At 61.8% G+C, this 25,616-nt stretch carries 22 protein-coding genes; 4 read left to right on the top strand and 18 right to left on the bottom strand.

The features are described from left to right. Positions 1 to 56: 56 nt before the first annotated feature. The 5 genes from WDO72_15150 to WDO72_15130 all read right to left on the bottom strand — a co-directional run bounded on the left by WDO72_15150 (position 57) and on the right by WDO72_15130 (position 4,072). Positions 57 to 1,019, bottom strand: a complete 963-nt coding sequence (locus tag WDO72_15150; GenBank protein ID MEJ0087013.1) for a homocysteine S-methyltransferase family protein — start codon at positions 1,017 to 1,019, stop codon at positions 57 to 59. A 95-nt stretch (positions 1,020 to 1,114) separates the two neighbouring features. Continuing rightward, complete coding sequence (locus WDO72_15145) at positions 1,115 to 1,438, bottom strand: hypothetical protein (GenBank protein ID MEJ0087012.1); 324 nt, start codon at positions 1,436 to 1,438, stop codon at positions 1,115 to 1,117. Positions 1,439 to 1,518: 80 nt separating this feature from the next. Further along, a complete protein-coding gene (locus WDO72_15140) occupies positions 1,519 to 1,971 on the bottom strand; it encodes a nuclear transport factor 2 family protein (GenBank protein ID MEJ0087011.1) in 453 nt (150 codons plus the stop codon). 1,150 nt (positions 1,972 to 3,121) lie between these two features. Beyond that, positions 3,122 to 3,520, bottom strand: a complete 399-nt coding sequence (locus WDO72_15135; protein ID MEJ0087010.1) for an HNH endonuclease signature motif containing protein — start codon at positions 3,518 to 3,520, stop codon at positions 3,122 to 3,124. A gap of 111 nt (positions 3,521 to 3,631) precedes the next feature. Next, positions 3,632 to 4,072 (bottom strand): hypothetical protein, encoded by a 441-nt coding sequence (locus tag WDO72_15130; GenBank protein MEJ0087009.1) that lies wholly within the window; start codon positions 4,070 to 4,072, stop codon positions 3,632 to 3,634. Positions 4,073 to 4,617: 545 nt separating this feature from the next. On the opposite strand from WDO72_15130, the gene WDO72_15125 reads away from it, so the two are divergent. Continuing rightward, positions 4,618 to 5,772: a glycoside hydrolase family 88 protein gene (locus WDO72_15125; GenBank protein ID MEJ0087008.1), complete on the top strand. Its 1,155-nt coding sequence runs from the start codon at positions 4,618 to 4,620 to the stop codon at positions 5,770 to 5,772. Positions 5,773 to 5,864: 92 nt separating this feature from the next. Here WDO72_15125 and WDO72_15120 read toward each other — a convergent pair whose 3' ends face one another. From WDO72_15120 to WDO72_15080, 9 genes are all read right to left on the bottom strand, one after another. Then, positions 5,865 to 6,095, bottom strand: a complete 231-nt coding sequence (locus WDO72_15120) for a hypothetical protein (GenBank protein ID MEJ0087007.1) — start codon at positions 6,093 to 6,095, stop codon at positions 5,865 to 5,867. A gap of 12 nt (positions 6,096 to 6,107) precedes the next feature. Further along, on the bottom strand, positions 6,108 to 6,602 hold the full coding sequence (locus tag WDO72_15115) for a VOC family protein (protein ID MEJ0087006.1): 495 nt from the start codon (positions 6,600 to 6,602) through the stop codon (positions 6,108 to 6,110). Between the two features lie 142 nt (positions 6,603 to 6,744). After that, complete coding sequence (locus WDO72_15110; GenBank protein ID MEJ0087005.1) at positions 6,745 to 8,121, bottom strand: sugar porter family MFS transporter; 1,377 nt, start codon at positions 8,119 to 8,121, stop codon at positions 6,745 to 6,747. Positions 8,122 to 8,126: 5 nt separating this feature from the next. Continuing rightward, a complete protein-coding gene (locus tag WDO72_15105) occupies positions 8,127 to 9,125 on the bottom strand; it encodes a LacI family DNA-binding transcriptional regulator (protein MEJ0087004.1) in 999 nt (332 codons plus the stop codon). A 10-nt stretch (positions 9,126 to 9,135) separates the two neighbouring features. Further along, entirely contained in the window at positions 9,136 to 10,641 is a 1,506-nt protein-coding gene (locus WDO72_15100) for a tryptophan halogenase family protein (GenBank protein MEJ0087003.1), read from the bottom strand. 8 nt (positions 10,642 to 10,649) lie between these two features. Further along, complete coding sequence (locus WDO72_15095) at positions 10,650 to 11,663, bottom strand: cupin-like domain-containing protein (protein MEJ0087002.1); 1,014 nt, start codon at positions 11,661 to 11,663, stop codon at positions 10,650 to 10,652. Then, on the bottom strand, positions 11,647 to 12,354 hold the full coding sequence (locus WDO72_15090; GenBank protein ID MEJ0087001.1) for a SapC family protein: 708 nt from the start codon (positions 12,352 to 12,354) through the stop codon (positions 11,647 to 11,649). Before WDO72_15090 ends, WDO72_15095 begins: the two co-directional genes overlap by 17 nt. Positions 12,355 to 12,364: 10 nt before the next feature. Next, positions 12,365 to 13,909 carry a tryptophan halogenase family protein gene (locus tag WDO72_15085; GenBank protein ID MEJ0087000.1) on the bottom strand — a complete coding sequence of 515 codons (1,545 nt, stop codon included), beginning with the start codon at positions 13,907 to 13,909 and terminating at the stop codon, positions 12,365 to 12,367. A gap of 86 nt (positions 13,910 to 13,995) precedes the next feature. Beyond that, the gene (locus WDO72_15080; GenBank protein MEJ0086999.1) at positions 13,996 to 17,052 is read right to left on the bottom strand and encodes a TonB-dependent receptor; all 3,057 of its coding nucleotides are present in this window, start codon (positions 17,050 to 17,052) and stop codon (positions 13,996 to 13,998) included. A 325-nt stretch (positions 17,053 to 17,377) separates the two neighbouring features. Here WDO72_15080 and WDO72_15075 point away from each other — a divergent pair, with 325 nt between their 5' ends. Beyond that, positions 17,378 to 18,112 carry a glycoside hydrolase family 16 protein gene (locus WDO72_15075; GenBank protein MEJ0086998.1) on the top strand — a complete coding sequence of 245 codons (735 nt, stop codon included), beginning with the start codon at positions 17,378 to 17,380 and terminating at the stop codon, positions 18,110 to 18,112. Positions 18,113 to 18,135: 23 nt separating this feature from the next. On the opposite strand, the gene WDO72_15070 is transcribed toward WDO72_15075, so the two are convergent. The 4 genes from WDO72_15070 to WDO72_15055 all read right to left on the bottom strand — a co-directional run bounded on the left by WDO72_15070 (position 18,136) and on the right by WDO72_15055 (position 21,470). Continuing rightward, on the bottom strand, positions 18,136 to 19,197 hold the full coding sequence (locus WDO72_15070; protein ID MEJ0086997.1) for an alpha/beta hydrolase-fold protein: 1,062 nt from the start codon (positions 19,195 to 19,197) through the stop codon (positions 18,136 to 18,138). A 38-nt stretch (positions 19,198 to 19,235) separates the two neighbouring features. After that, positions 19,236 to 20,354: a helix-turn-helix domain-containing protein gene (locus WDO72_15065; protein MEJ0086996.1), complete on the bottom strand. Its 1,119-nt coding sequence runs from the start codon at positions 20,352 to 20,354 to the stop codon at positions 19,236 to 19,238. Positions 20,355 to 20,523: 169 nt separating this feature from the next. Next, complete coding sequence (locus WDO72_15060) at positions 20,524 to 20,952, bottom strand: NUDIX domain-containing protein (protein ID MEJ0086995.1); 429 nt, start codon at positions 20,950 to 20,952, stop codon at positions 20,524 to 20,526. Continuing rightward, entirely contained in the window at positions 20,949 to 21,470 is a 522-nt protein-coding gene (locus WDO72_15055) for a DNA-deoxyinosine glycosylase (GenBank protein MEJ0086994.1), read from the bottom strand. The genes WDO72_15060 and WDO72_15055 overlap by 4 nt, the downstream gene beginning before the upstream one ends. A 182-nt stretch (positions 21,471 to 21,652) precedes the next feature. Here WDO72_15055 and uvrA point away from each other — a divergent pair, with 182 nt between their 5' ends. After that, entirely contained in the window at positions 21,653 to 24,502 is a 2,850-nt protein-coding gene (uvrA, locus tag WDO72_15050; GenBank protein ID MEJ0086993.1) for an excinuclease ABC subunit UvrA, read from the top strand. Beyond that, on the top strand, positions 24,502 to 25,593 hold the full coding sequence (locus WDO72_15045; GenBank protein MEJ0086992.1) for a hybrid sensor histidine kinase/response regulator: 1,092 nt from the start codon (positions 24,502 to 24,504) through the stop codon (positions 25,591 to 25,593). The genes uvrA and WDO72_15045 overlap by 1 nt, the downstream gene beginning before the upstream one ends. The last annotated feature ends 23 nt before the right edge of the window (positions 25,594 to 25,616 follow it).

Genomic DNA, 25,616 nt, shown 5'->3' with positions numbered 1-25,616 from the left:
ACTCTATTGCGTCGTAGTGGCACTTTAATTCCTCGCGGATGCACTTCGGCATTTAGTTAGATCACTTTTGGAAAGAGCGATTCGCAAGCCAACACCAACTGTTCGATGTGACGATGATCAGTTCCGCAACAGCCGCCCAGCACGTTGAGGTGGGTCAGCTTTTCACTTCGCAGGTTCACGTAGTCTCGCCCGAACTCGATCGGATTCCCCGCGTCGAGCTGGAGCGCATCGTTCAACTCGGCATGGCTCATTCTCGAAGCGTTTGCCCGGACACCGCGAATTCGTTCCGTCCATGGCTCATCCCCGCGTATCGCGTGATCGAAATGACTGGGATGAGCGCAGTTGATCATGTAGTAAGCCGGAAACGCCCCCGTCGAATCATCGATCTGCTGAATTGCGTCTCCCAAGGGCTGCCCGGTGGGCAGCTTGCCGTCTGTCTCCACGGTGAAGGAAACCACCACGGGCATATCGGCGCTTTTCGCGGCCTGGGCGATGCCCTCGGCTTCCTCGACGTAATTCATCGTGAGTACAGTGACCAGATCTGCCGCAGTCTCGGCGAAAGTTTCGATTTGTGGCCGGTGATATTCCGCTGCGTGGGCCGCAGACATGGCCGAATCTGGTACATACCCGTCCCCTCGTGGCCCGAGGCAGCCGCTGATCACGATAGGCGTTTGGTCGGATTCATGCGCGGTGCGGATTTCTTCCAGCATGCGAACTGCCTGTCTGTCGACTTCCTGCAGACGCTGAGCGGTATAGCCAAGCCGGCCTCCCCAATCCGGGCTTGCCCTCCACGTCGCCGTTTCCAGGATCAGTCCCGTGTTGAACCTTCGCGCCAGAGCACCGTAAGTATGGAAGTAGCGGTAAAGCGCTTCCACGCCCTGAGGTGTCCCGAAAAGCGGGAAAGAAGCGAAATGCGGTAGTTCGATGCCGTCGAGGAAAATGAGCGTGGTCTCAATGCCACCGTCGGTCACGAACAGCTGCCCACCCAGTTGAGGTAGTGAGTGCCGATACTTCGCCATAACCGACTCCTAAGTGTGTTGGTCTTGCTTGCGATCTAATGTGACGTTGGTGGAATACCGAAGGGATGTATGTGTCTCAGTATTTACTAGGCAATTCACTTGGCAGCCAAGGACAGCAGGCCAGCCAGCTCGCGCGCCTGGTCTTTAGAGAGTCGGTACGGCGTCATGCTTGCGGCGAGAGGCGCCTTCGCAGTGATAACAAGACCCACAAACGCCTGGCCGTTGCCGTCCCTGAGTTCCACGACTTTAAGCACCTGCGAGCTGGCGACACCCCGTGAAAGCAGAACCTCGCCGTAGGTCTGCTCGATGCTGCCCTTCAAGAATGCCCCGGTCCAGCTGCCGTACTTGAGCCGACCGAACAAAAAGCTCCCTGCGATCAAGGCGAATACAGTGAAGAAGATGAGTTGAAAGTAGTCCATGTGAATACCCCGGGTCCTCTAACTATTTAGCAAAGCGCCGCGCACGCTTCAGCGATTTGTCAGGCGCCTATCGGCCTTTCTTAGAATCGAGAATTGGAATTGGGCTGCCCATCGCGAGGTGGTCCAACCACATCCCAGTGCTCGACGATAACGCAATTGTCAACGCGGAATATATCTGCGATGGCGTAGGGTGGAGAACCAGGCGCGGGAGTAAATCGAGCATGCAGAAAAACCAGATCTTCTTCTGCGACCGTGCGAAGAATCTCCCACCGTGCGTCCGGCAGTTCCTTGATCAGGTCCTCGAGAAAATCCGCAACAGCCGCGACTCCTCCGTTGGGAACGTCCGGCTTGTGCTCGACAAAACCGGCGGACACGTACTGCGTAAACGCAGCCCGGGGCTGCTTCTCAATCAAGGCCTTCTTGTAGAAAGACAGAACCAGGTTTCGGCTCGCTTCAGCCGACGGTTTGCAGGCGGATTCGGATCCTGCCGCCGCGCAAGCGCCCACCCAACAAATCATTGTCAGCATCAGCATCGAACTTGTTGTCTTGACCACACGACCTCCGATACATGGGGTTATAGCGCCTAGCCGTTGAGCTGACCGCCGCGCGCGCCGCTGCATGGGCTTGGGATTCTATCTTCCACGCGTGCGCTTCAGTGATTTGTTAGGCCGCAATACTGCGAAGTTGATTTATGCATTGAGCGGCTTGAACGGCAGTGAGACCGGGGGACCTGCCTGACTCCAACAGGCGCAACAAGTCTGCCACGCTCGAAATGCGTCCTAGCGCAGGCAGACCAAACTGATGAAGTGCATCAATCATGTCTTGCGCTACCGCCTCCGCCTCGCGAGACGAGGAGATATTCCACCATCGATCCCTAGGATCTGGCATCACAGCTCCGATGCGTTCTCGCCACTGAGCGGACGAAACCTCGTGTATTGGGCCGCGCAGCTTCGGCACCGTGACAGCGAGATTGACGGTAAGCCGAAGCGTCCAAGCTGTGCTGGATTGACTGCTCTGCAGCGCCACCAGATGGACGACGTCCCCTGCCTCCTTCCAAAACGTGGGGCCAGTTTCTTGAGCCCAGCGTGGCCTAAAGCACCCTGCAGAGATTTCAAAACGGTGGCCTTGAACGTCACTGCCGACATTGATGCGGTCTAACGATTGAGCTGGGTGGCGCGCACGCCGACGTTTGAACTTAGCACTTTATCCCTCACGCGTCCGCTCCAGCGATTTGTTAGGCCTGATCGGCTGCGCGGTGAAAGCAGCGTCTTACCGTATGAGCGCTCCAAGTTGTGACGCCCACAAACACAACAAGTGCGGTGATCGAATATAGCTCGTACGTAGACCCACCAGCCTGCATCGACCAAATGAGCCTATAGAGCCATAAGGCCACTACTAAGATTGACAGGCAGTACAGAAGCCATTGAGACAATTGCCAGCGCACTAGTACACCTGCAGCACCAAATAATTCAAAGACACCGATGGCCGCGACAAACCAATTGTGGAATCCAAACCCCGCATACGCCAACAGGCACCCACAAATGGCAAACCACCCGGTGGCAAGGGCAATCTTGAAGTTGAGTGGCGCCATCCCGAGCATGCCTAACGGTTGAGCCGAGCGGCGCGGCCGCTGTTGTGTGAGCTTGGCACTTTTATCTATCACGCGTCCGCTCCAGCGATTTGTTAGGCCGCGCCATCAGGTGACCACCCCACTATCGTCCGAACGACGGTCAGATCCGAGCTGTAGCGCTCCGCAGCATCCAACAAGTGGCTCTTAACAGCCTCAATTAGGCGCTCACGAGTCGCGTCTTGCCCCACGGCCTCTCGGGGATCCCACGAACGCTTCAGGTGCACATTGCAGTGCCGGCAAGCTAGCGCAAGGTTGTCGAAGTCCAGAGGATCACCACCTTTAGATGTGGGCACAATGTGATCGACCTCAAACCGCTTGTAGGCGTCGAGGGAGGCCAGCAGGTCACAGGAGCAGTACTCGCATCGATAGCGAGCGCGCTCGGCAAGCCTCGCTGTAGGTTCCGACCATTTTCCCGTTGCGCAAAGAGCTTTTACGACGTCGTCCCGAATCATCGCTGACCTCCAAAGCGGCCTAACGTTTGAGCTGAGCGGCGCGCGCGCCGATGTAAGAGCTTGGCACTTTATCCTTCGCGCGTCCGCTCCAGCGATTTGTTAGGCGCCCGTTCAAGGTGTGAAACGCTCGCCTGTGCGTGCATTCTCGAAGTCACGCATCTCCGAGACCAGAATATTCCCGTACTCGGACTTCTTGGACGGCTTAAGAATACCTACCACCGTGACAACCGGGCCGTTGTTGTTTCCGCCAGGGCATCCAAACTCCTGTGCGAGGCGCTCCGGGGTGCAGAGCGTGACATCTGGCCCTCCGCTTACCCCCTCGAGCGACAGCATATAGCCAGGGCAACGCTCATCTTTAAGGAAGACGCCGTGCGCGTGCACATCGAAACGGCCGCGAATCTGAGCTCGCTTCCCGTCGTGCTCCGCGTGGATGGCTGGAAGGGCGCAAACGCTTTGCGCAACGTTGGAACTAATTGCCGCGACATCCGATTCCTTCGTGCATGCAACCGCAGCGGTAGCAAGCGCGAGAGCAATTGGGAGTCGGCTACGCATGGCGCCTAACTGTAAGTAGGCCGCAGAAATGCGGCATTACAAAGCCGCAAAAGTGCGGCATAACATTTGCCAGTCTTCGTAACCATTTGATTTGACTTCATCACGTGTCGCCTAACCAGTCAACCTGCCAAATGGCAAAAGCCGCTCACCCACCGGCGCCTTCAACTACCCCGCAACCCTCTCCTTCGGCCAGTCCAGATCACATTTCACGTTTAACTCATCATCGTCCGATCCCCGTCTAGGACACTCCTTCCCGCCCATTTTCCATGCGCATAGATGCCGTCCTCGGCGCATTCGCATATGTGCTCCTTCGCTTTGCGGCCTTCACCCAATCCGATCGCGCCCCGCGCCTTCGCGGCAAAAACCAGTCGCGCCCTCGCCAAGGCTTTCAGACCCGACAGCCGATTCGCGGCGACCGGGTACGAATGGCTTCTTCAATCTTCAGCGCGTTGCCAAACGTCGCGATGCCGCCGCCCACGCATCCGGCTTTCATTCGTACGAGCACCATCGCATCATTCAACCCTCTGAACGATGGGGGTCGATGAATGAACACATTCCGCTGGCGCGGCGCCTCGGCAGCGCTGCTCCTCTCGACGTGTTTAGTCGCAACGAGCGGCGAGAAAGAAACCTCCCGCAAATCCGTACTCAAACTCGCGGCACGCGTGGCCGATTGGCAGCTTGCGCGCATGGACGCCTCCGACCAGGGCATCACCAGTTTCGTCGAAGAAACGCGCAGTGCCCGCAGCTGGCAGCAAGGCGCGTTCTGGGTGGGCATGACGCGTTTCGCGGATGCCAGTGGGGAGCCGCGCTTTCGCGACGCCATCCTGACGATGGGCCGTGCAAATCAATGGACGCTTGGCCCGCGCCGCTATCACGCGGACGATCACGTGATCGGCCAGGGTTACCTGTGGGCGGCGCATAACGGAGCCGGCGCGGAAGCATTCGCGCCGTTGCGCGCCACGTTCGACGCGATCCTCGCGGCGCCCGCGATCGTGCACCTGAGCTTCGTCCCGGCCACCGACTACGAATCCACCGAGTGCCTGCGCCGTTGGTGCTGGTGCGACGCATTGTTCATGTCACCGCCTGCCTGGGTGGAACTCTCGCAGCTGTCTGGCGATCCGCGTTATGCGGAGTTCGCGTTGCAGGAATTCTGGGCTACCACCGATTTCCTGTACGACCCGGCGGAGAAACTCTATTTCCGCGACAGCCGTTTTTTCGGCCGGCGCGACGATCAGGGTCGCAAGTTGTTCTGGAGCCGCGGCAACGGCTGGGTGTTCGCCGGTATCGCCAACATCCTCGATGTTTTGCCCGCCAACAGCGCACATCGCCCGCGGCTCGAGGCGTTGTTCCGCGACATGGCGGTGAAATTGAAGTCGCTGCAGAAGCCAGATGGCTACTGGCCACCCTCTTTGTTAGGCCCGGAGAATTCTCCGCCCGAGACCAGCGGCACGGGCTTCTACGTCTACGGCCTCGCCTGGGGCGTCAAGCACGGCCTGCTCGACGCCGCCGAGTACCGCCCCGCCATCGACAGCGGCTGGAGGGCGCTGACGCGCGCCGTCGCCAAAGACGGCCGGCTCGGCTGGGTGCAGCAGGTCAGCGATCAGCCCGACAAGGTCGCCGAGACCGATACGCAGTATTACGGCACCGGTGCATTCCTGCTCGCCGCGAGCGCGTTCGCCTCACTACCTGCGGGCAAGTAAGCTGCCAGATCGAGCCGGCCTTCATCCGCGAGACAGGTCACGCCCCCCCCTCGAACGACGATCAAACGGCTGCCGCGGTGTTAGTCGCTTTTCTACTCGTTTTTCAGCGCGCCGCGAACGTTGAGTGCAAACAACCCCGCCTGCAGCGCGATCAATGCCCAGGCGTGTGTGTGCCACCCCCAGACGATCCACAGGGCGTTGCTCAGGATGAACCACCAGAAGCCGGCCTCCCGCCGCGCCTTGTGGCGCGAAGCGACCAGCCAGGCGGCAAACAGCGTCACCGCCATGGCTGGCCACTGGGTCGCATCGAGCACGGCGTCGATCGACACCGGTAGTTAGCCGTTGTAGGCGCGTTCGAGCGCCGCGATGTCGAGTTTTCCCATCTTCATCATGGCGGCAAATGCACGCTCGGATTTTTCGCTGGGCTTCTCCCACCAGTCGATCAGCTTCCTGGGCACTACTTGCCATGAAAGACCGTACTTGTCCTTGAGCCAGCCGCACACCTGCCCCTTCGGGTCGCCGCCCGCCGTCAGTTTGTCCCAGTAGTAGTCGAGCTCTTTCTGGTCGTCGACGAAGATCTGCAGCGAGATCGCTTCGCTGAACTTGAAGACAGGGCCGCCGTTCAGTGCGGTGAACGGGCATCCGTCCAGTTCGAACGCGACCGTCAGGACGGCGCCTTCGGGCTGGTGATGGACTTCCTTGCCGGCCTTGGGATACCGCGAGATCGAAACGATGCGCGAATTCCTGAAGATACCGACGTAGTACTTGGCGGCGTCTTCGCCTTCCTTGTCGAACCACAGGCAGGGAGCGATTTTCTGGCTGAATTGCATGTCGGACTCCGTATATTTCGGGTGTTCACTGCATGGCCGAACGGCCGCTGCGCAGATCGACACTTCGAGGTACGCTTTTTCAGCAAACTAGGGAAGGCCGGCCACCAGCGCAATCGGACGATGCCGACGTCGACGGCTCGAATCAGGGACGGCGCACCAGCGACTCCTCGATCTCCTCGAGGCTGCGACCGCGGGTTTCGGGGACGACGCGCCACATCAATACCGCACCTATCAACCCGAATGCGCCGTAGATGAAAAACGTCCGCGCGCCACCGAGCGTCGCCATCTCCCACGGAAACACGAATTGCACGATGACGCAGATGACGGAATTCACGACGCCGACGCAGGAGATCGCCAGGCCGCGGATCCTGTTGGGGAATATCTCCGAGAACAGCACCCACATGCCCGGGCCGATCGAGAAGGCAAAACTCGCGACGAAACCGAGCGTGCCGATGAGCACGAGCAGCGGCCCCTGCTCCGTCCGTTCGACATGAAAACCGTAGGCCGCGAGCATGAGGAAACCGCCGATGCCGAGGCATCCGAGCATGAGCAGCGGACGGCGTCCCACACGGTCGACCAGCAGTAGCGCAAGCACGGTGAACAACACGTTCACCACGCCCACGAGCACTGTGTGCATGAAAGACGCATTGGCGCCCGCGCCGGCGCGTTCGAAGATCACGACGGCATACGACAGCACGGAGCCGATGCCGGTGATCTGCTGCAGCACGCCGACCACCAATCCGATGAACAACACGCGCCGTAACGCCGGATCGAAGATCTCCGACACCTTGGGCTTCTCGCGCCGTGCTTCGTGCTCGAGCGAATGAATGACCGACTCGAGTTCGCGATCGGCGCGCTCGTCGCCGATGAGCCGCTCGAACACGCGGCGTGCGGCCGGCATCCGCCCGTGCATGGCGAGCCAGCGCGGACTTTCCGGCACGAACCACAATGCGAAGAAATACGGAATCGCCGGCAACGCTCCGACCCCCAGCATCCAGCGCCAGTTCCAGTCGACCAGGTGCAGGCCCGCCAGCAGGCTGGCGCCGCCGAAGCGCACGATGAGGTAGTTGCTGGAAAACGCCGCCAGCGTGCCGAGCACGATGAACAACTGGCTCAGCGACACCATGCGGCCGCGCCATGCCGACGGCGAAAGCTCGGCGATGTACATGGGCCCGGTGATGAGGACTGCGCCGACGCCGAACCCGCTCAACAGGCGCGCGGCGATCAGCGTCGAGAAATTCTCCGAGAACGCCGCCAGCAGCGCGGACACCGCGAAGACGGACGTGGCGAGACGCAACACGGCACGGCGCCCGAAGCGATCGGCCAGCGGACCGGAGACGAAAATGGAAACGGTTGCCGCCACCGCCATCGAGGTGACGGCCCACCCCAGCGCGAATTCATTGAGATCGAACTCGCTCTGGATGAACCCGACGGCACCGGTGAACAGCGAGCCGTCGAAGCCGCACAGGAAACCGCTCAGGGCGACGATCAGGATGGTGCCGATCGTGCGCCGGCGCATGCGGGTCACGCAGGCCGGGCGATGGAGTCGCGCTCGACGACCCTGGGCTCGAAGACCTGCTGCACGACCTGGTCGAGCTCGTACACGTTGTGCAGCACCCAACGCGCCGCCATGCGCCCCATGTCCGCGATCGGATAGTGCACGGTGGTCAGCTTCGGGTAGACGTAACGCGAGATGGGCGCGTCGTCGAAGCCGACGATCGACAGTTCGTCCGGCAACGAGAGCCCGCGCTCGTGCGCGGCGGCCATGGCGCCCGCGGCCATTTCATCGTTGGCGCAGACCACCGCGGTAAACGGGATTTCCTTCGCGAACAACGCGTTCAACGCATCCTGACCGCCGGTCTCGTGGTAGTCGCCTTCGTGCAGCAGGCGATCGTCGAATTTGACACCGGCCTCACTCAACGCGCGCTTGTGGCCCGCGAAGCGCTGCTTGGCATCCACCCAGTCGAGCGGACCGGAAATGTAGGCGATACGTTTGTGTTTGCGCCTGATCAACGCCTGCGTGGCGAGAAAGCCGCCGAGCTCGTTGTTGAGACTGAAGCAATGACTGGAGAGCCCACGCACTTTGCGGTTCATGACCACCAGCGGCGTCGTGGTGTGGTCGTGGTCGACGAGGAACTTGTCGGACAGCCGCTCGGCGTGGACGATGAGCGCGTCGCAATTGCGGCTGACGAGGAAGCGGATCGCGTCGCGCTCCTGGTTTTCGTTGCTGTGGCCGGCTGCGACCATCACGAACTTGCCGGCCGCTTTCAGCGTCTGTTCGATGGCGCTCAGCATGGCACCGAAGAACGGGCCGTGGAGCTCCGAAACCAGCACGCCGACGGCGTTCGAACTGCGGGTGGCGAGCGACTGGGCGATGGAGTTCGGCTGGTAGCCGAGCTCGCGCATGGCCGACAGCACCTTCTCGCGGGTCTTGTCGCTGACCTTGGCGCCCGGGTTGATGACCCTCGAAACCGTCGCGAGCGAAACGCCGGCCAGCTCCGCGACTTCATAGATATTCGCCATCGTCCGCTATCTACCCCGCCGACGCGCCCATGGGCGATGCCTTGCAGTATTGCTCGACATACGCCTGGTGCGACGGTAGCTGGGCCACGGTTCTATCGACTTGCGATTTGATGCCGTTCAAGAAACCGGACAACTCTTCATCTCCCATGAGATCGGCCACCGGATGATGCTGCTGCGGCTCGATTCCCTGCCCCAACATAACCTGAATCCAGGAGTTTTCGGCGAATAGTTCGTTCGGCACGCGGAATACGCGACCCGTTTCGCGGAACAGTTCGATGCGATGTCGCAACGAGCCAGGAATGTCCATCGCGCGACAAGCGCGCCAGAACGGCGTGTCCTGGCGATTCGTCACGTGATAGTGCAACACGATGAAATCGCGGATGTGCTCGATCTCGTCGTTGGTCTGTTGGTTGAATTCATCGATGTCCGATTGACGTATTCCATCGCGCGGGAACATCTGCAACAGGCGCAGCGTGCAGCGCTGGATGAGGTGGATGCTGGTCGATTCCAACGGCTCGATGAAGCCGCTGGATAGTCCGATGGCGACGCAATTGCGCTTCCAGGTCTGCCGCCGCTGGCCCGGGCGGAACTTGATGACCCGGGGCTCCGTCAGCACCTTGCCCTCGATATTGGCTAACAAGGCCTGTTTGGCCTGCTCGTCGCCCAGGTAACGGCTGCAAAACACCATGCCGTTGCCGACGCGGTGTTGCAGCGGAATGCGCCACTGCCAGCCGGCGTCGCGCGCGATCGAACGCGTGTACGGGAGCGCGGGCCCGACGGATTCGGTCTGCAGTGCCACGGCGCTGTCGCAGAACAGGTAGTGGGACCAGTCCTCGTAACCGACGTGCAGCGCGTTGCCGATGAGCAGGCCGCGGAAACCCGTGCAGTCGATGAACAGGTCGCCCTCGATCACGTCGCCGTTATCGAGCTTGAGTGAATGGATGAAGCCAGATTGCTCGTCGGTCTTCACTTCTGCGATCTTCCCCTCGATGCGTTTGACGCCGAAACCTTCCGCGAACTTGCGCAGGAATTTCGCGTACAGACCCGCGTCGAGATGGAAAGCGTAATTCATGCCGTTGCGCGGCAGGTGCGCAAACTTGCTCTCGAGCGAGGCGCGCAGCTCCAGGCAGTAGTCGCCGTAGTCGCTTGCCAGGTTGCGCGCACGGCCCTTCAACCAGAAATGCTGGAAACCCGCCGTCCAGTGGTCCTTGCCGGTGATGCCGAAGGAATGCACGTAGTTCCGGCCCAGGTCGCGCCAGTTCTCGAAGCCGATGCCGAGCTTGAACGTGGCCTGCGTCGCGGCCATGAACTCCTGCTCGTTGATCTCGAGCAGGCGGTTGTAGAGCAGCAGCGTCGGGATCGTCGCCTCGCCCACCCCGACCGTGCCGATCTCGTCGGATTCGATCAGCTTGATGTCGAGCAGCTTGCCCAGGGTCTTCGAGATGGCGGCGGCTACCATCCAGCCGGCGGTGCCACCCCCGGCGATCACGATCCTGCGTACGGGTTTGTGTTCCACGGGCACCTCTATCTATTCAGCCGGTTCAACAGGAAGGCGCGGATCTCGCGCGTGCGCTCCGCATCGAGCGGCGACAACATGCGGCGCGCACCGGGCGGGATGTGATCGGCCGTGGCCTCGCCCGGTTCGAACACATAGTGACGAAACAGCGTCTCCATCGTCTGGCGCTGCGCGGGGGGCAGATCGCGCACGGTCATCATTGCGTGGAACAACGCGTTCAGCGGTGAGTCCATGAATGCCGGTGACTGCCGCCACCAGTAGTTGACCAGCACGTTGAACGAATCGAGGGATTCGATGTGATGCCACCACAAGCTGGGGATGAACAATGCGTCGCCCGGCGCGAGCTCGGCCACACGCGCGGCCTTCAGCGCGTCGGCGAATCGCGGAAAGCGCCCGAAGTCCGGCGCCGCGAAATCCACCAGGCTGATCGCCTGCCCCGCCGGCGTGAAGTCGACCGGACCGATGTAGAGGTTCGGCAGTTCATCCGGCGGGAATAACGTGAAACGCCGGTGCCCCGCGACCACGCAGGCCAGATTGTCGGGCAGATCGTGATGCGCGGCGATGCGCGTGCGATTGCCTATCCAGATGCTGGCGAGCGGATCTCGCGTACCGAACGCGAAATCGTTCTCGGCGCGGAAACCCGGCAGGCAGGTGTCGATGGTGGTCGACCCCATGTAGATGGACGGCGGGTTGGCGTCGTCGAGCAGGCGTTCGAGCTCGAGCAACACGGTGTCGAACTTGATCTTGACCGGCCGGAAATTGAAGCCGGTCAGGTCCTCGTTGTAGAAAAACCGGCCCTTGATGGCGGGAGCGCCGAGAAACGCGCCGACGGTTGCGTCCTGGTAAAACCTGCGCAGGTAGGCATCCGCGGCGCGCGGCGATTCGCGCGCGGCGCGCACCATCGGCCAATCCGCCGCCAGCCCGCGCAGCACCAGTGGCTCGGTGGATTCGAGCACCTCGTCCGGCAAATCACACGGATCGACACCGGCGACTTCGCGAATCTTGTCAGCGGTCGGCGGCATTCAGCTTGCTGGCGCGTTCGATCAGGTCGCGGAACCTGGCGAACGACGCGATCGTCATGTAGATAGCGGAGAGGAATCCCTTCCGATGCAGCGACTCGAGCGCCGTACCGTCGAGCGCGTTGAGGCGTTCCTCCTGGATCGCATGGAAGCCGGTGAAACGATTTTGCGTCTGGTCGGAAAACTGGATGTCGAGCGCGAAGGATTCGAGCAGCTTGTGTTCGAGCAGCGCGGCGACGAACGGCGCATTGAGCGCGAGGCCCGCGTCGATGTTGGCGAGCAGATTGCCGACACGATCGAGGAACGGGCTGTTGCCGCCGTGTTCGAGAAACACCGGTTGACCTTCGGTGCGGCTCACCCGCGGGTGATCGAGGTCGATGTGGATCACCTTGCCGTTCGGCGCGCTGCCGATGAGAAACGGCTGCCGTTCCATCATCAACGGCTGGTAGGTTGCGTCCCACTTGTCGCCCTTGAGGAAGAGGTTCTGCTTCTCGCGGAAACCGAACAGCGCGATGGGCGCGTAGTTCTCTTCACGGTCCTTCGCGAACACGATCGGGTAGTGCGCCTGGATGGTGCGAAATTCACTGGGGAATGTGATCGCCGCCATGACGTCGTCGCCATACTGGGCGCCGTTCGCGGTGATGATACGAACGTCGCGGTGCTGGATGTTGTTCAGAAGCGCATGTTGAGTCACGTGTTTCGCCTCACGGGCTCGGCAGCCCGTTTTTCCTGATGTGTTCTAGAAGATCGCGGTTGGCAGGCAGCGCACCGAGCATCCGGCGCGTCAGCTGGGCAGCTTCACGGAAGTAGTCGTCGGCACGATCGGGATCGTCTGCCCGGCGCGAGAACCCTTCGGCCTCGGGCCTGAAGCCCATGCCGTAGAGCACGTACTGGTAACTCGCCGACGGAAACACTTCCTCCACCCGGTGCAGATCGTAGCGCGAAGGTGGCTGGTGCCGCCAAAGCAACAGCAGTTCCTGCAGCCGGTTGGGGATGGATTCCGCGCGACGGTGATCGCGCCAGTAGCCGCTATCCTCTCTCTGACTCAACACATAGTGCAATTTCAGGAAATCGATGACCCGCTCCCAGCGATAAGTGAAGAAGTCGTTGAAGCGGCGCGCGACGATGTCCATGGCCGCGCGATTCGCCGGCATTTCGTCGCTCAGCATTGCCGCCGAGAGCTCGACCAGCGCCAGGGCGGAGGCCTCGAGCGGCTCGATGAACCCGGCCGACAGACCGATGGCCACGCAGTTGCGGTGCCAGAATTCACGCCGGTAGCCGGGCTTGAACGTCAATTTGCGCGGCTGCGCGCCGGACACCGCGGCGGACGTGCGCTCGGCGTAGGCCAGCAGCTCGCGCTCCGCGGACTCCACCGAGGTGTGGCTGCTCGAGAACACGTGCCCGATGCCGCGGCGAGTCGGCAGCCCGATGTCCCAGATCCAGCCATTGCTCTGCGCGGTCGAGATGGTGTGCGAGGCGATGGGGGCATCCGGGGTCGCGTACGGCACCTGCAGCGCGAGCGCGGTGTCGTTGAACAGCACGTGATCCTGCGGCACGAACGGGATGCCGAAATGCCCGCCTAACAACCAGGAGTTGAGGCCGGTGCAGTCGACGAACAGGTCACCCGCCAACGAGCCGTTGTTGCGCGTCACGATGGCGGCGAGGTCGCCATTTGGCATGGATTCGACGCCCGTCATGTGATCGGCCACGTGGCGCACGCCGAGATTCGCGACGCAATGGTCGCGCAGGAACACGCCGAATTTTCCGGCATCGAGGTGATACGCGTAGTTGGCGACCGCGGCGTATTCGGGCGTGACAGCCTGCTTCGGCGCTTTGCCCTGCGCGCACAGGTGCGGCTGGAAACTCACGAGGTCGGCGAACGGCGTGGTCCCATGCCGCTTGAGCCAGCCGGCGACCAGGTTGGTCTCGAGATATCCCTGCGGCAATACGAAGGGATGGAAGTAATAATCGTGCTCGCGCCCGCTGACCCAGCAGTCGAACTTCGAACCTTGTTTGAAGGAGGCATCGCAGCTGCGCAGGAAATCGGCCTCAGAGACGCCGATCTTGCGCAGCGTGTCGCGCATGGTGGGCCAGGTCCCCTCGCCCACTCCGATGGGCGCCACGTCCGGGGATTCGAGCAACGTCACGCTGAGCCCCGCGCCTTCTTTGGCGCGATGCTCGGCCGCGATGAGGCCGGCGGTCAGCCATCCGGCCGAACCACCACCGACGATCACCAGTCGTTTCACCATATCGCTCTCGAGTCCGCCTCAAAAAAGGAAAAGCCGCTGTCGTCCAGCGGCTTTCCCAGCTCGGCGATGTGCCAATCGCCTGGAGCTTACTGCCCGAACTTGTACCGGGCGCCAATCATGTACCGCGCGCCCGTCTGCGTCACGAACAACGCCTCGTGCTTGTCGCGGCCGTGCAAACGCTGGGTCTCGTTCGTCAGATTGATGGCTTCGAGCGCCACTGAGAAGTTGTCAGTGATGTTGTAGCCCACGTTGAGGTCGAGCTGACCATACGCTTCTACATACGCGGGATTGGAGCCCGCGCCGTCTGCCAGACCTGCCAGGAACTCATCGCGCCAGTTGTACGCAGCACGAACCGACCAGCCGTGCTTCTCGTAGAACGCGACCACGTTGGCCGAGTCGCTGAGACCCACGATCGCGAACTGGTTGTTGCGGTCGAAGTTGTTGTACGCGAGGTTCGAATCGACCTTCGTGTAGTTGGCCGATGCGCCGAAGCCCGAGTCGCCGAACATGTGCTGGATCGCCAGTTCCCAGCCGTCCAGCTTCGCGGAGCGCTGGTTGGTCGGAATCTGGATTTCGAACTCGGCGAGCGGATCGCCCGGAATGCCGGTAATGGTGCCAGTTTGATCGCCTGCATCATTGTCCAAACCCCGCACCACACCCGGATCGCCGTCGTGGTTCAGGAAGATGAAGTTGCGAATGCAGGTGATTTCGCCCGCTTGGCCATTCTCGGCACAATCCGCCGCCGCTTCGTCGTAGTAGCCAGCGCCAATACCGGGATGCGGCAGGTTGAACTCGGTCGTCGTGAACGTCGTGGCGCCGATGTAGTTGTCGATGTCCTTCTTGAAGTAGCCGATCGACATGTAGCTCGCGTCGGCGTAATACCATTCGACCGACAAATCGTAGTTCTTCGATTCGAGCGGCTTCAGGTTCGGATCGCCCTGAGATGCATCGCCGCCGTCTGCGCGTGCGAGACCGTTCAGTATCTGTCCGCCCTGGATATCGCCCCAACCCGGACGGCCGATGCTCTGGCCGTAACTGGCGCGCAGCTTGAGGCTGCTCGTCAGGTCGATCGAGAAATCGACGCTTGGCAACACGTAGTCATAACTACCCGTGAGCGTAGTGAACCCCGGCGACTTCTCGAACTGGATCGGGAACTCGTTGTTGCCAGTCCAGCTGATCGCGATTGGAATCGGCACGAGCGCTGTCGAAGTCACGTCCGTTTTTTCGTATCGGACGCCCACGCCGACGTTGATCGGCAACGCGGTATCGAAGCCCACGCTGTACTGCAGGTACGCGCTCTTCGATTTTTCCTGCGTGCGGCGATCGGTACCCCACTGATTCGACGCTTCGTAGCAGGGAACCCGGATGCTCTCGTTGCCGTTGAGGGCGCACGTGGCTGTATTGCCCAGCTGCAGTCCGCGCGCATCGGCCACGAGCTGACGTACATCGCGGAAATTCCACGAGAAGAACTCGTTGAACAGGTTCGGATTGCTGCTGCCCGAGATCTGGTCGAAATAGCCGCGGACGTTCTGCAACTGCCAGACATCATCCGGGTAGTCATCCGGACTCACGCCAGGAATGCCGCCCCAGGTGTTGTCGGACTGCACGTTGGCGAATGCGGAACGGTTGTTCACTTCCGTGAACGCCAGTCCGAAGTCGAGCTTCGAGGAATCGTTGAGGGCAAACTTGCCTTTCAACTGTTCCTGCTGAACCTCGGCCTTGGTATAGCTGTTGCGGAAGCTCGAACCCGTGACCTGGGCCAGTGCCGGATTGATGCTGGTGCGGCCGTTGGGCAACACCACGCTCATCACCGGGAAGTCCTGGCTGAAGTCGGCGGTGGTCGTGCCACGGTCAAACGTCGCAACACCGAGAGTGGCATTGCTTCCGAACGGACTGTCCGAGCCAGAGGTGGCGGTTGAATTGTGGAAATCGAACTCGAAGCCCAGCCGATCGCTGGCTTCCCACGCGAGGTTGAAGCCCGTCGAATTGTTCACGTTCTTGGTCGCGAACTCGGCGCCGCCCATCGACAAGTCGCTGAAGCCAGGACCATTGATGGTTTCCGAATAACTCAGCGGCGCTGCGACTGGACCGTCGGTCCAGGTGGACACCGACGGACCGAAGTTGAACCACACCGACAGTTCGTTGCGGCGGGTGTGAACCTTGTTTTCCGAGTAGGTGTAATCGAGAGTCGCGGTCATCGTGTCGATCGGCTTGAACTGGAACGTCAACTGACCGTTGGTGCGTTTGCGTTCGATGCCGTTGACGCTGTACCCGAGGTTCTGCGGCACGGAATAGATGTCGTCCGGACCCGGATGGTTGGTGATGTTCTGCGAGCCCGGCGCGCCTTCGTTCGGAATGGTGCCCCAGTTGTTCTCATCGCCCGCGAACGGACGCCAGCCATTGCCCACGGCCGCCTGGTTGAAGCCCAGGTCGCGTTCCTGGTAGCTAGCCGTGGCTGCGATACCGAACGTGCCGTCTTCGGACGTCATGCTGAAGATGCCCGAGACTTCCGGAGTGAAGTCGCTGCCCTTCAAGTTGTCCGGCAGGTTGCTCGCCGACGTGTCGTTGACACCCTTCACGCCGAAGCTGACGCGCGTGCCGGGAGCATCGAGCGGTCGCGTGGTCTTGATGTTGACCGTGGCGCCTATGCCGCCGGTCGAGGAAGACGCACGGCTGGTCTTGTAGACCTCGACTCCGGAGATCGCTTCGGACGCAAGGTTTGCGAAGTCGAACGAACGGGAGTTCGAAGCACTGGTATCCGCGATGCTCGAGCCGGGCATCTGGCGGCCATTCAACAACACCAGGTTGTAGTCAGGGCCGACGCCGCGCACCGTGATCCTGGAGCCTTCACCGATGGACCGGTCGATCGATACGCCGGAGATGCGTTGCAGCGATTCGGCGAGATTGGTATCCGGAAATTTGCCGATGTCTTCGGCGACGATTCCATCCACGACACCCATCGCTTCGCGCTTCAGGTTCATCGATGACGTCAAACTTCCGCGGATACCGGTGACGACGATCTCGTCGAGATTGGTTGCCTCCGGGTTCGCATCTTGTGCAAAGGCGGGTGCCAGGAAAGTGGACCCGAGTATTAATGAGACCGCCTGTGCAACAGGCGTGCGTTTAAACGCGCGTGTATTCATGTTCCCCCACTGAAAAAATGTAAGCGCTTACAATTTTTACGCTAGCATGCGTCCCGCACTCACGGCAAGCAAACTAGTGATGACAAAAAAGATGTCTCGCATGTCGCCGCCGATGTCTCGAATCTCACGCGTTTTTGCGCGCTTTTTTCCAGCTTTGAGCGATCGCGCGCCATTGTTAGCGCTAGCAGTCGCAACGCTCTCGTCGGCTTGCGGAGGCGGAGAATCCGGCAGTCCCCCTGTCTCCTCTCCTCCACCTCCGCAGCCGACGGGTCCTGGAATTGCCGCCATCAGCGAGAGCGGCGGAATTCCTGGCGGTTATCGCCTCGTGTGGTCCGACGAATTCGAGGTCGCGGGTTTGCCCGACGCTGCGCGCTGGAATTACGACACCGAACGCAACGCCGCCGGCTGGTTCAACAACGAGCTGCAGTACTACGCGAATGCGCGCCTGGAGAATTCGCGCGTCGAGAACGGCTTCCTGACGATCACGGCGCGCAAGGAAGACCTATCTACCATCGGGGTGAACGACTGGAGCGGCCAGCGTTATTCGTCGGCGCGCCTGCTCACGCGCGACAAGGCGAGCTGGCGGTACGGATTCATGGAAGTCCGTGCCAAACTACCCTGCGGCACCGGCAGCTGGCCGGCGATCTGGACCTTGTCGACACCCCCGGAGACCCGCTGGCCCAACGACGGCGAGATCGACATCATGGAACACGTGGGCTTCGACCAGGGCGTGGTGCATGGAACCGTGCACACCGGCGCCTACAACCACACACGCGGCAATCAACGCAGCGCTTCCATCACCATTCCGGACCTGTGCGCCGAGTTCCACCGCTACCAGCTGACCTGGACGGCAGCGCGCATCGCGGTCGGCGTCGACGACCGCAACTACTACCAGTATTCGAACGACAACTCGGGCAATGCCGAGTGGCCGTTCGACAGCCCGCAGTACCTGATCCTCAACATCGCCGTCGGCGGCGACTGGGGTGGGCAGATGGGCGTCGATGACACCATCTTCCCTGTGCAGATGCAGGTCGATTACGTGCGGGTTTACCAGCCCTGAGCGCGTCAGGGATACGCCGGCCCCTATTCCTGCTGGAACGCGAGTTTGCGTGCGAAGAACGGCAACACCTCGGTGTACACGCGGCCGTCGTCCATCCAGTACTTGTCCCAGGGGAGACCGCGATATTCGTCCGCCTCGTGTTCGATCCCGAGCTCGTCCAGCTTTCGCGTGAACGCCTGATTGGCGTAGACGTGATCCTGGTTGGGATCGTAGCGCCCCCAGTCAAACTTGATCCCGCGCAGCTTGCCGAGCTTTGCGAGATTGTCGGCCGCTGTGTTGTCGAGGAAGAAGCGCGACTTGAGCAGCTGGAGGTTCGCCACGTTGAGCTTCGGCTGCCCATCCACCAGGTCGACGATCATGTCGCAGTAGAACGGCGGCTTGTCCGGGTTGGGCAGAAACGTCTGCGCCATCGCGACGAAGATGGGCGTATACGGATCGCCGGCGAGATCGGCGAAAGTTCTGGCGCCGTTCACCTTGTTCCAGTCGGGCCGCGTGTACATCGGCGCGAGACCGGAACCCGTGCCCACCGGATGCATCGCGTACACCACGCTGAATATCTCCGGATGTCGGAACGCATAGTGCAACGCGCCGAACGCTCCCATGCCGTCGCCCATGATGCCGCGGCTGCCGGGTTTCGCGATCGTGCGGTAGTTGGAGTCGATGAACGGGATGACCTCCTGCAGCGTGAAATCCTCCCAGCGTCCGGCGGTGGAGGAATTCGCGTAGAACGGCCCCACCGCGGGCGAGGTGTAGTCGGCGGCCACGACGATGAACGGCTGGATGACGCCTTTGGCAATCGCACGATCGAAGGTCGGCTGCGCGGCGGTGCCGGGCGCGAGGCTGCGATCGTTGCTCCAGTTGATGTTGTGCAACTGGTAGATGACCGGATAACGCGCCTTTCCGCCAACGTAGCCCGGTGGCAGATAAACCTTCACGCTGCGATGCAGGTTGAGTCCGACCCGGTTGTCCGCAAGGACGGTCGACTCGATGTATTTCGTTTCGACGACACTGGCCGCGGGCGCGCACAGAGCGGTCGAGGCGAACAGCAATGCCGTGAACGGAATCGCCAGGTTGCGCAGAATCATGGGGGTCTCCTTGGTAAGAAGCCCCGAGATTCACTCGTTCAATGACTCCTGGCGTCCGGACTGATCGGCAAGGACCTGAATCTGGCCGGAGTCGTGCCGGTGCAGCGCCGGAACGCCGCGTGAAACGCGGATTTCGAGTTGAAACCGACGTCCATGGCGATCGACAGCACGGTTTCCTCGGGCGCCTCGCGCAATCGCCGCTTCGCATGTTCGATGCGGTATCGATTGATCAGCTCGTAGAAGCTGGTATCGAGTTCCTGGTTGATCACCTGCGACACGTAGTGCGGACTTTCCCGCAACTCCGTCGCCAGCGCCTGCAGACTCAGATCGCTCCTCTTGTAGATGGCCTGCTCGTGCAGCATCGCCTCGAGTTTTCGGCGAATTCGCTGCCTGATGGGCGCACCTAGCGGCGACTTGGCGTATGAATCGGGCGCGCGCGGCGGCGCGGATTCCTGGCGTGGGCTGAATTGTCTTAGCAGCAGGTACAACGCGCCGACCGTCACACCGACACTCACGGCCGCCACGATCAGCGAGAACAACGGCGGCCACTTGATGAATGCGCAGTCGAGGGTGCGCACGATCGCCAGCGCCCAGGTCGTGAACACGATGGCGAGCGGCAGCTGCGCCCACTGGCTGCCCTGCCCGGCGAGACGTTCCAGCAAGATGCGCCGGCAGCGCAGGAGATACCACGGCACCTGCACGACGAAGATGGCGACACACATCAGCATCGTGGTGTGAATGAAGCGCGAATACGACGCGCTCGACGGCTGCAACGGATTTGCAAACGTCGTCCCGAGATGTGCGGACGACAGCAGCGGTAATGTGAGCAGGAGCCCGGCGCCAATGGCCAGCCAGTGTCCGCACCGCAGATCCTTCAGCACCGGCCGCGACCCCGCGACGCTTTCGCGGAAGGCAAGCCACAAGGCGGGCGCCACGCACAGCGAACTCACCATCAGCAGCGCCAGCCACAGCGACTTCAACGGCGTCGCCGGATGCGCGATGAGCAGCTCGAACACGAATGCGGCGGACTGGATCAGCAGATACCAGGTGAAGAATGTGAGCCGCTGGCGGGGTGCCGCCTCGCGCGTGGTCAACGCCGTGGAAAAAATGCACAGGGCTACCGCGATGAGATAGAGAGCCGCCGGGAGAGTGCTCATGTCAGCCGACCGCCGTGTTACAGGTAGAGAGGGCATGCGGCCCCGCCCGATGCGGACTGCCGATGCCGGCGATCATGCCGCACGGATGCGCGCGCTGGTAGGGGCGCAGGCGTCGGCGGAATCGCAGCGCCACCCGCCGACCCTCCGACAAACCATCGGGTTTTACAATTTATCCGCGCCAGCGCAGTGCACGCGTGCGATCGCGGATCGCTTGCAGTGCACGCCGGTACTGGGGCGACCATTTCTCATCGGCCTCCTGGTTCACGTCGTGCCAGAAGAATTTGAATTCGTAACCACCATCGTCCATGCACAGGTGAGTCCAGCGCTCCGGCAAGGTCGGCGAAAAGGTGCAGAGATGGAACGACCAGACATGCCCCTTGTGCCCCGAATGCCAGGTTCCCAGATCCTCAGCGATGGCGGTTTGCGCGATGCCGGCCTCTTCCTGCAATTCGCGCAGCGCGGCGGCGCGCGCGTCCTCACCCGGCTCGATACGGCCCTTCACCAATTGAAGCCCGGCCTCCGGATGTTCGAAGGCAAGAATCTGTCGCATCGATGCATCGCGAAACACCACGGGGCAGGCCTTGTCTGCAAAGTTCATTTCATCGTCTCCTTGATGCGGGTCCACCTGTCTAACTTCTTTGCAAACGTCATGCCTGCGTGCGCCGGGCTGGTAGATGGCAGGCACTCAAAATGAATGCCGGCAAACTCCTGGCCGAGCGCGGGCAATACGCGGCGCTGAAACAGTCCATGCGCCTTTTGCCCGTTGAAGTACACGCGACGGATGCGCGGATGAGCGCGGAAGAATTCTGCGAAGTCGTTCGGCACCGCTGAATGGGGCACGATCGCACTGTCGAGACTGCCGGGCCGCTCGGCCGCGGCGAGAACATCCCATAACGCGATGCGGTTGGCCGTCAGGGTTTTCAGGCGTTGCGTGTAGGGCAGCGACGACGCGCCGCCGAACAGCTCCGCCATGATTTTCCAGAACGCGTTTTGCGGGTGCGCGTAGTACTGCCGCAGCTCGAGCGATTTTCGCCCGGGCAGCGATCCGAGGATCAGCACGGTGGCGTCGGGCTGTGCGACCGGCGGGAAGCCGCGGTCGTGGGCAGCCGCAGTCACGGGTTTGTTATCGACCGTCACTGGCTTCAACCATTCCCCTATTCGCGCAAGTACCTGATCCGATTGGTCGCGCGACGTTTATACAGCCTCTGAGCGAACTGACCCCTGGTTATGCACGGGCCCGGGTCGTTGCTTACACTCCTTGGTTCTTCTTCCTTCGCGCCAATTATGGCGCTCGACAAATGCAAACCATAAAGATCCGCGGCGCCCGCACTCACAACCTCAAGAACATCGACGTCGATCTGCCGCGCGACAAGCTCATCGTCATCACGGGCCTGTCGGGTTCGGGCAAGTCCTCGCTCGCCTTCGACACGCTGTATGCCGAGGGTCAGCGCCGCTACGTGGAATCCTTGTCGGCGTACGCCCGGCAGTTCCTCTCGATGATGGACAAACCCGATGTCGACAGCATCGAAGGATTGTCGCCCGCGATCGCGATCGAGCAGAAGGCCACCTCGCACAATCCGCGCTCGACCGTCGGCACGGTCACCGAGATCTACGACTATCTACGCCTGCTGTTCGCGCGCGCCGGCATCGCGCGCTGTCCCGACCACGGCATCGACTTGGCGGCGCAGACCGTGAGCCAGATGGTCGATCAGATCGTAAAACTTCCGGAAGGACTCGCGATCCTGCTGCTGGCGCCGGTGGTCGTCGATCGCAAGGGTGAACACGCGGAGGTCTTCGAACAGATGCGCGGCCAGGGATTCGTGCGTGCGCGTGTCGATGGGCGCGTGTACGAACTGGATGCGCTGCCGAAGATCGATGCCAAGAAGAAACACACTGTCGAAGTGGTGGTGGACAGGCTGCGCATCCGGCCGGACGCCGCGCAGCGCCTGTCGGAATCGCTCGAGACCGCATTGAAGCTGTCGGGCGGCACCGCACGCCTCGCGCCTTACGAGACGGACAAAGCCGGCAAGCCCGAAGACGAGACGCTGTTCTCTTCACGCCAGGCGTGCCCGGTATGCGGCTACAGCGTGGCCGCGCTCGAGCCGAAGATGTTTTCGTTCAACAGCCCGGCCGGTGCCTGCCCCAGCTGCGATGGCATCGGTCTCAAGGATTTTTTCGACCCGCTGCGTGTCGTCGCCTATCCGCACCTCTCGCTCGCGGGAGGCGCGATCAAGAGCTGGGACCGCAAGAACTCCTATTACTTCGCGCTGATCACGGCGATGGCGAAACACTACAAGTTCGACCCGGAAACTCCGTGGGAGGACCTGACGAAAAAAGCGCAGTCCGTCATGTTGTTCGGCAGCGGCAACGAGGAAATCGAGTTCCGTTACACCGCCGGTAACGGCCGGACCTCGAAGAAAAAACACCGCTTCGAGGGAATCATTCCGAATCTCGAGCGGCGCTACAAGGAAACGGACTCGCTACCGGTGCGCGAAGAACTGGCGAAGTATCTCGGCTCGCAGCCCTGCCCCGATTGCCACGGTACACGCCTCAATCGCACGGCGCGCAACGTGTTCGTGGGCTCGCACAGTCTCCCGGAGATTGCGCATCTGACCGTGGGCGACGCGAAGAAGATGTTCGGTTCGCTCGATGCCGTCGGCTGGCGCGCGGAGGTGGCGGACAAGATCGTCAAGGAGGTTGCGTCGCGCCTCAAGTTCCTCGTGGACGTGGGCCTCGATTACCTGACGCTCGATCGCAGCGCCGAATCGCTGTCCGGTGGCGAAGCGCAGCGCATCCGGCTCGCGAGCCAGGTGGGCTCGGGGCTCACCGGCGTGATGTACATCCTCGATGAACCGTCCATCGGCCTGCATCAGCGTGACAACCAGCGCCTGTTGGGAACGCTCAAACATCTGCGCGATCTGGGCAACACGGTGCTGGTGGTCGAACACGACGAAGAAGCCATCCGCGCAGCCGACGCGGTGCTCGACATCGGTCCGGGTGCCGGCGTTCATGGCGGTGAAATCGTGGCACAGGGAACTCCCGCGGACATCCTCGCGGATCCCAATTCGCTGACCGGAAAATATCTCTCCGGCCGCCTCAAGATCGCGTTGCCGGGTTTGCGCACGCCGCGCGATCCCAAACGCGTCATCAAGGTCGTCGGTGCGCGCGGCAACAATCTCAAGAACGTCAGCGCGGAATTCCCGCTCGGGCTCTTCACCTGCGTCACCGGAGTGTCGGGCTCGGGAAAGTCCACGCTCGTGAACGACACGTTGTTCACGCACGCCAACCACAAGCTCAATGGCACCGTGATGGACATGGCGCCCTGCGATTCGATCGCCGGCCTCGACGAGATCGATCGCATCATCGATATCGACCAGAGTCCGATCGGCCGCACGCCGCGTTCGAACCCCGCGACGTACACGGGGTTATTCGGCCCGTTGCGCGAGTTGTTTGCCGAAGTGCCGGAAGCGCGCACCCGCGGCTACGATGCCGGCCGCTTCAGCTTCAACGTGAAGGGTGGCCGCTGCGAGGCCTGCCAGGGTGACGGCCTGATCAAGGTCGAAATGCACTTCCTGCCGGATGTGTACGTGCCCTGCGATGTCTGCAAGGGCCAGCGCTACAACCGCGAGACGCTCGACATCCGCTGGCGCGGCAAGAACATCCACGAAGTGCTGGAGATGAACGTCGAGGAGGCGCTGCGGCTGTTCCAGAACGTGCCGGGTGTCGGCTCGCGGCTGCAGACCCTGCTGGACGTGGGGCTCTCCTATCTACAGCTCGGCCAGAGCGCGACGACGCTGTCCGGGGGCGAGGCGCAACGCGTGAAACTGGCACGCGAGCTCGCCAAACGCGCAACCGGCCGGACGCTCTACATCCTGGACGAGCCGACCACCGGCCTGCATTTTCACGACGTGGCGCAGTTGCTCGACGTGTTGCACCGGCTGCGCGACGAGGGCAATACCGTGGTCGTGATCGAGCACAATCTGGACGTGATCAAGACCGCGGACTGGCTGATCGATCTGGGACCGGAAGGCGGCGCCGGCGGCGGCACGGTTCTCGCCACCGGCACACCCGAGGAAGTCGCCCAACATCCGAAGTCGTATACCGCGCAGTATCTGAAGCCGCTGGTCGCGCTCGCCCGGAGAAGCTGATGACGGAACAAGTGAAGTGTCTGCTGGTCGGCGACGTCGAGGAGAATCTGGCGACGCTCGGCGCGCTGCTGGGGGGCGACGATCGCGAGATCTTCACCGCGACCTCCGGCTCCGCGGCGCTCGAGTTGTTGTCAGTGCACGATTTCGCTCTCGCGCTGCTCGACATCCACACGCCGGCAACGGCGGGGCTCGAGCTCGCCGAATCGATGCGCGGCACCGAGCGCACGATACACATCCCGATCGTCTTCATCACCGCGGCGAGCCCGAGCGAGCCGCTGCCGACGTTCCGCGGCCACCAGTCTGCCCCGGTCGACGTTCTGTTCAGGCCGATCAATCCGCAGTTCCTGAAGCAGAAGGCCGCGATCCTTTTGCAGTTGCACCGGCAACGCATGCAGCTCGAACTGGCGGTGCAGTCGCGCGATGACGTGCTGGCCATCGCCTCGCACGACCTGCGAACTCCGCTTTCCGTGATCCACACCACGGCGTCGATGCTGCTCAATCCGAAATACCAGCTCACGCCGCAACAGATACGCGAGCAGCACGAACGCATCCGCCGCAACGTCGAGCAGATGAACCGCATGATCGGGGACCTGATGGACATGGTCGCCCTGCGCGGCGGCAAACTGACCATCGATCCCAAACCGGTGATCGTCGACGATCTGATGCGCGAAGCCGTCTCCGCGCACGAATCGCCCGCGCGCGACAAGGGGCTCACTCTGACCTGCGACACCGGCAACGAGGTGATGAAAGCCGATGCGGACCGCGGCCGGCTCCTGCAGTTGTTTCACAACCTGCTCGGGAACGCGGTCAAGTTCTGCAAGGCCGGCGACCGCATCACGGTGACGAGCCGGGCGCGCGGCAATAACGCGCAGATCGAAATCGCGGACAGCGGTCCCGGGATCGCGGCGGACGACCTGCTGCATATCTTCGACCCGTATCACCCGGCTGGCAAAAAGCAGCCTAAAACCCGCACCGGCCTCGGGCTGTACATCGGTAAAGGCATCGTCGATGCACACGGCGGCCAGATTCGTTGCGAATCGGAGTCGGGACTCGGCACTACGTTCAGCATCTCCCTGCCGCTCCTGCCGTAAACAGATGAATCATTGGGCGCGAG

The organism is Pseudomonadota bacterium (assembly GCA_037200975.1).
Taxonomy (GTDB): Bacteria; Pseudomonadota; Gammaproteobacteria; order Steroidobacterales; family Steroidobacteraceae; genus CADEED01.
This window is presented reverse-complemented; position numbering and strand designations above follow the sequence as displayed.

Excerpts from the sequence above, each read along its gene's own strand:
- WDO72_15110 (MEJ0087005.1), bottom strand. The coding sequence starts at position 8,121 with ATGCGCCGGCGCACGATCGGCACCATCCTGATCGTCGCCCTGAGCGGT.
- WDO72_15080 (MEJ0086999.1), bottom strand. The coding sequence starts at position 17,052 with ATGAATACACGCGCGTTTAAACGCACGCCTGTTGCACAGGCGGTCTCA.
- uvrA (MEJ0086993.1), top strand. The coding sequence starts at position 21,653 with ATGCAAACCATAAAGATCCGCGGCGCCCGCACTCACAACCTCAAGAAC.
- WDO72_15125 (MEJ0087008.1), top strand. The coding sequence starts at position 4,618 with ATGAACACATTCCGCTGGCGCGGCGCCTCGGCAGCGCTGCTCCTCTCG.
- WDO72_15065 (MEJ0086996.1), bottom strand. The coding sequence starts at position 20,354 with ATGAGCACTCTCCCGGCGGCTCTCTATCTCATCGCGGTAGCCCTGTGC.
- WDO72_15145 (MEJ0087012.1), bottom strand. The coding sequence starts at position 1,438 with ATGGACTACTTTCAACTCATCTTCTTCACTGTATTCGCCTTGATCGCA.
- WDO72_15060 (MEJ0086995.1), bottom strand. The coding sequence starts at position 20,952 with ATGAACTTTGCAGACAAGGCCTGCCCCGTGGTGTTTCGCGATGCATCG.
- WDO72_15150 (MEJ0087013.1), bottom strand. The coding sequence starts at position 1,019 with ATGGCGAAGTATCGGCACTCACTACCTCAACTGGGTGGGCAGCTGTTC.
- WDO72_15045 (MEJ0086992.1), top strand. The coding sequence starts at position 24,502 with ATGACGGAACAAGTGAAGTGTCTGCTGGTCGGCGACGTCGAGGAGAAT.
- WDO72_15115 (MEJ0087006.1), bottom strand. The coding sequence starts at position 6,602 with ATGCAATTCAGCCAGAAAATCGCTCCCTGCCTGTGGTTCGACAAGGAA.
- WDO72_15135 (MEJ0087010.1), bottom strand. The coding sequence starts at position 3,520 with ATGATTCGGGACGACGTCGTAAAAGCTCTTTGCGCAACGGGAAAATGG.
- WDO72_15105 (MEJ0087004.1), bottom strand. The coding sequence starts at position 9,125 with ATGGCGAATATCTATGAAGTCGCGGAGCTGGCCGGCGTTTCGCTCGCG.
- WDO72_15095 (MEJ0087002.1), bottom strand. The coding sequence starts at position 11,663 with ATGCCGCCGACCGCTGACAAGATTCGCGAAGTCGCCGGTGTCGATCCG.
- WDO72_15085 (MEJ0087000.1), bottom strand. The coding sequence starts at position 13,909 with ATGGTGAAACGACTGGTGATCGTCGGTGGTGGTTCGGCCGGATGGCTG.
- WDO72_15070 (MEJ0086997.1), bottom strand. The coding sequence starts at position 19,197 with ATGATTCTGCGCAACCTGGCGATTCCGTTCACGGCATTGCTGTTCGCC.
- WDO72_15130 (MEJ0087009.1), bottom strand. The coding sequence starts at position 4,072 with ATGCGTAGCCGACTCCCAATTGCTCTCGCGCTTGCTACCGCTGCGGTT.
- WDO72_15140 (MEJ0087011.1), bottom strand. The coding sequence starts at position 1,971 with ATGCTGATGCTGACAATGATTTGTTGGGTGGGCGCTTGCGCGGCGGCA.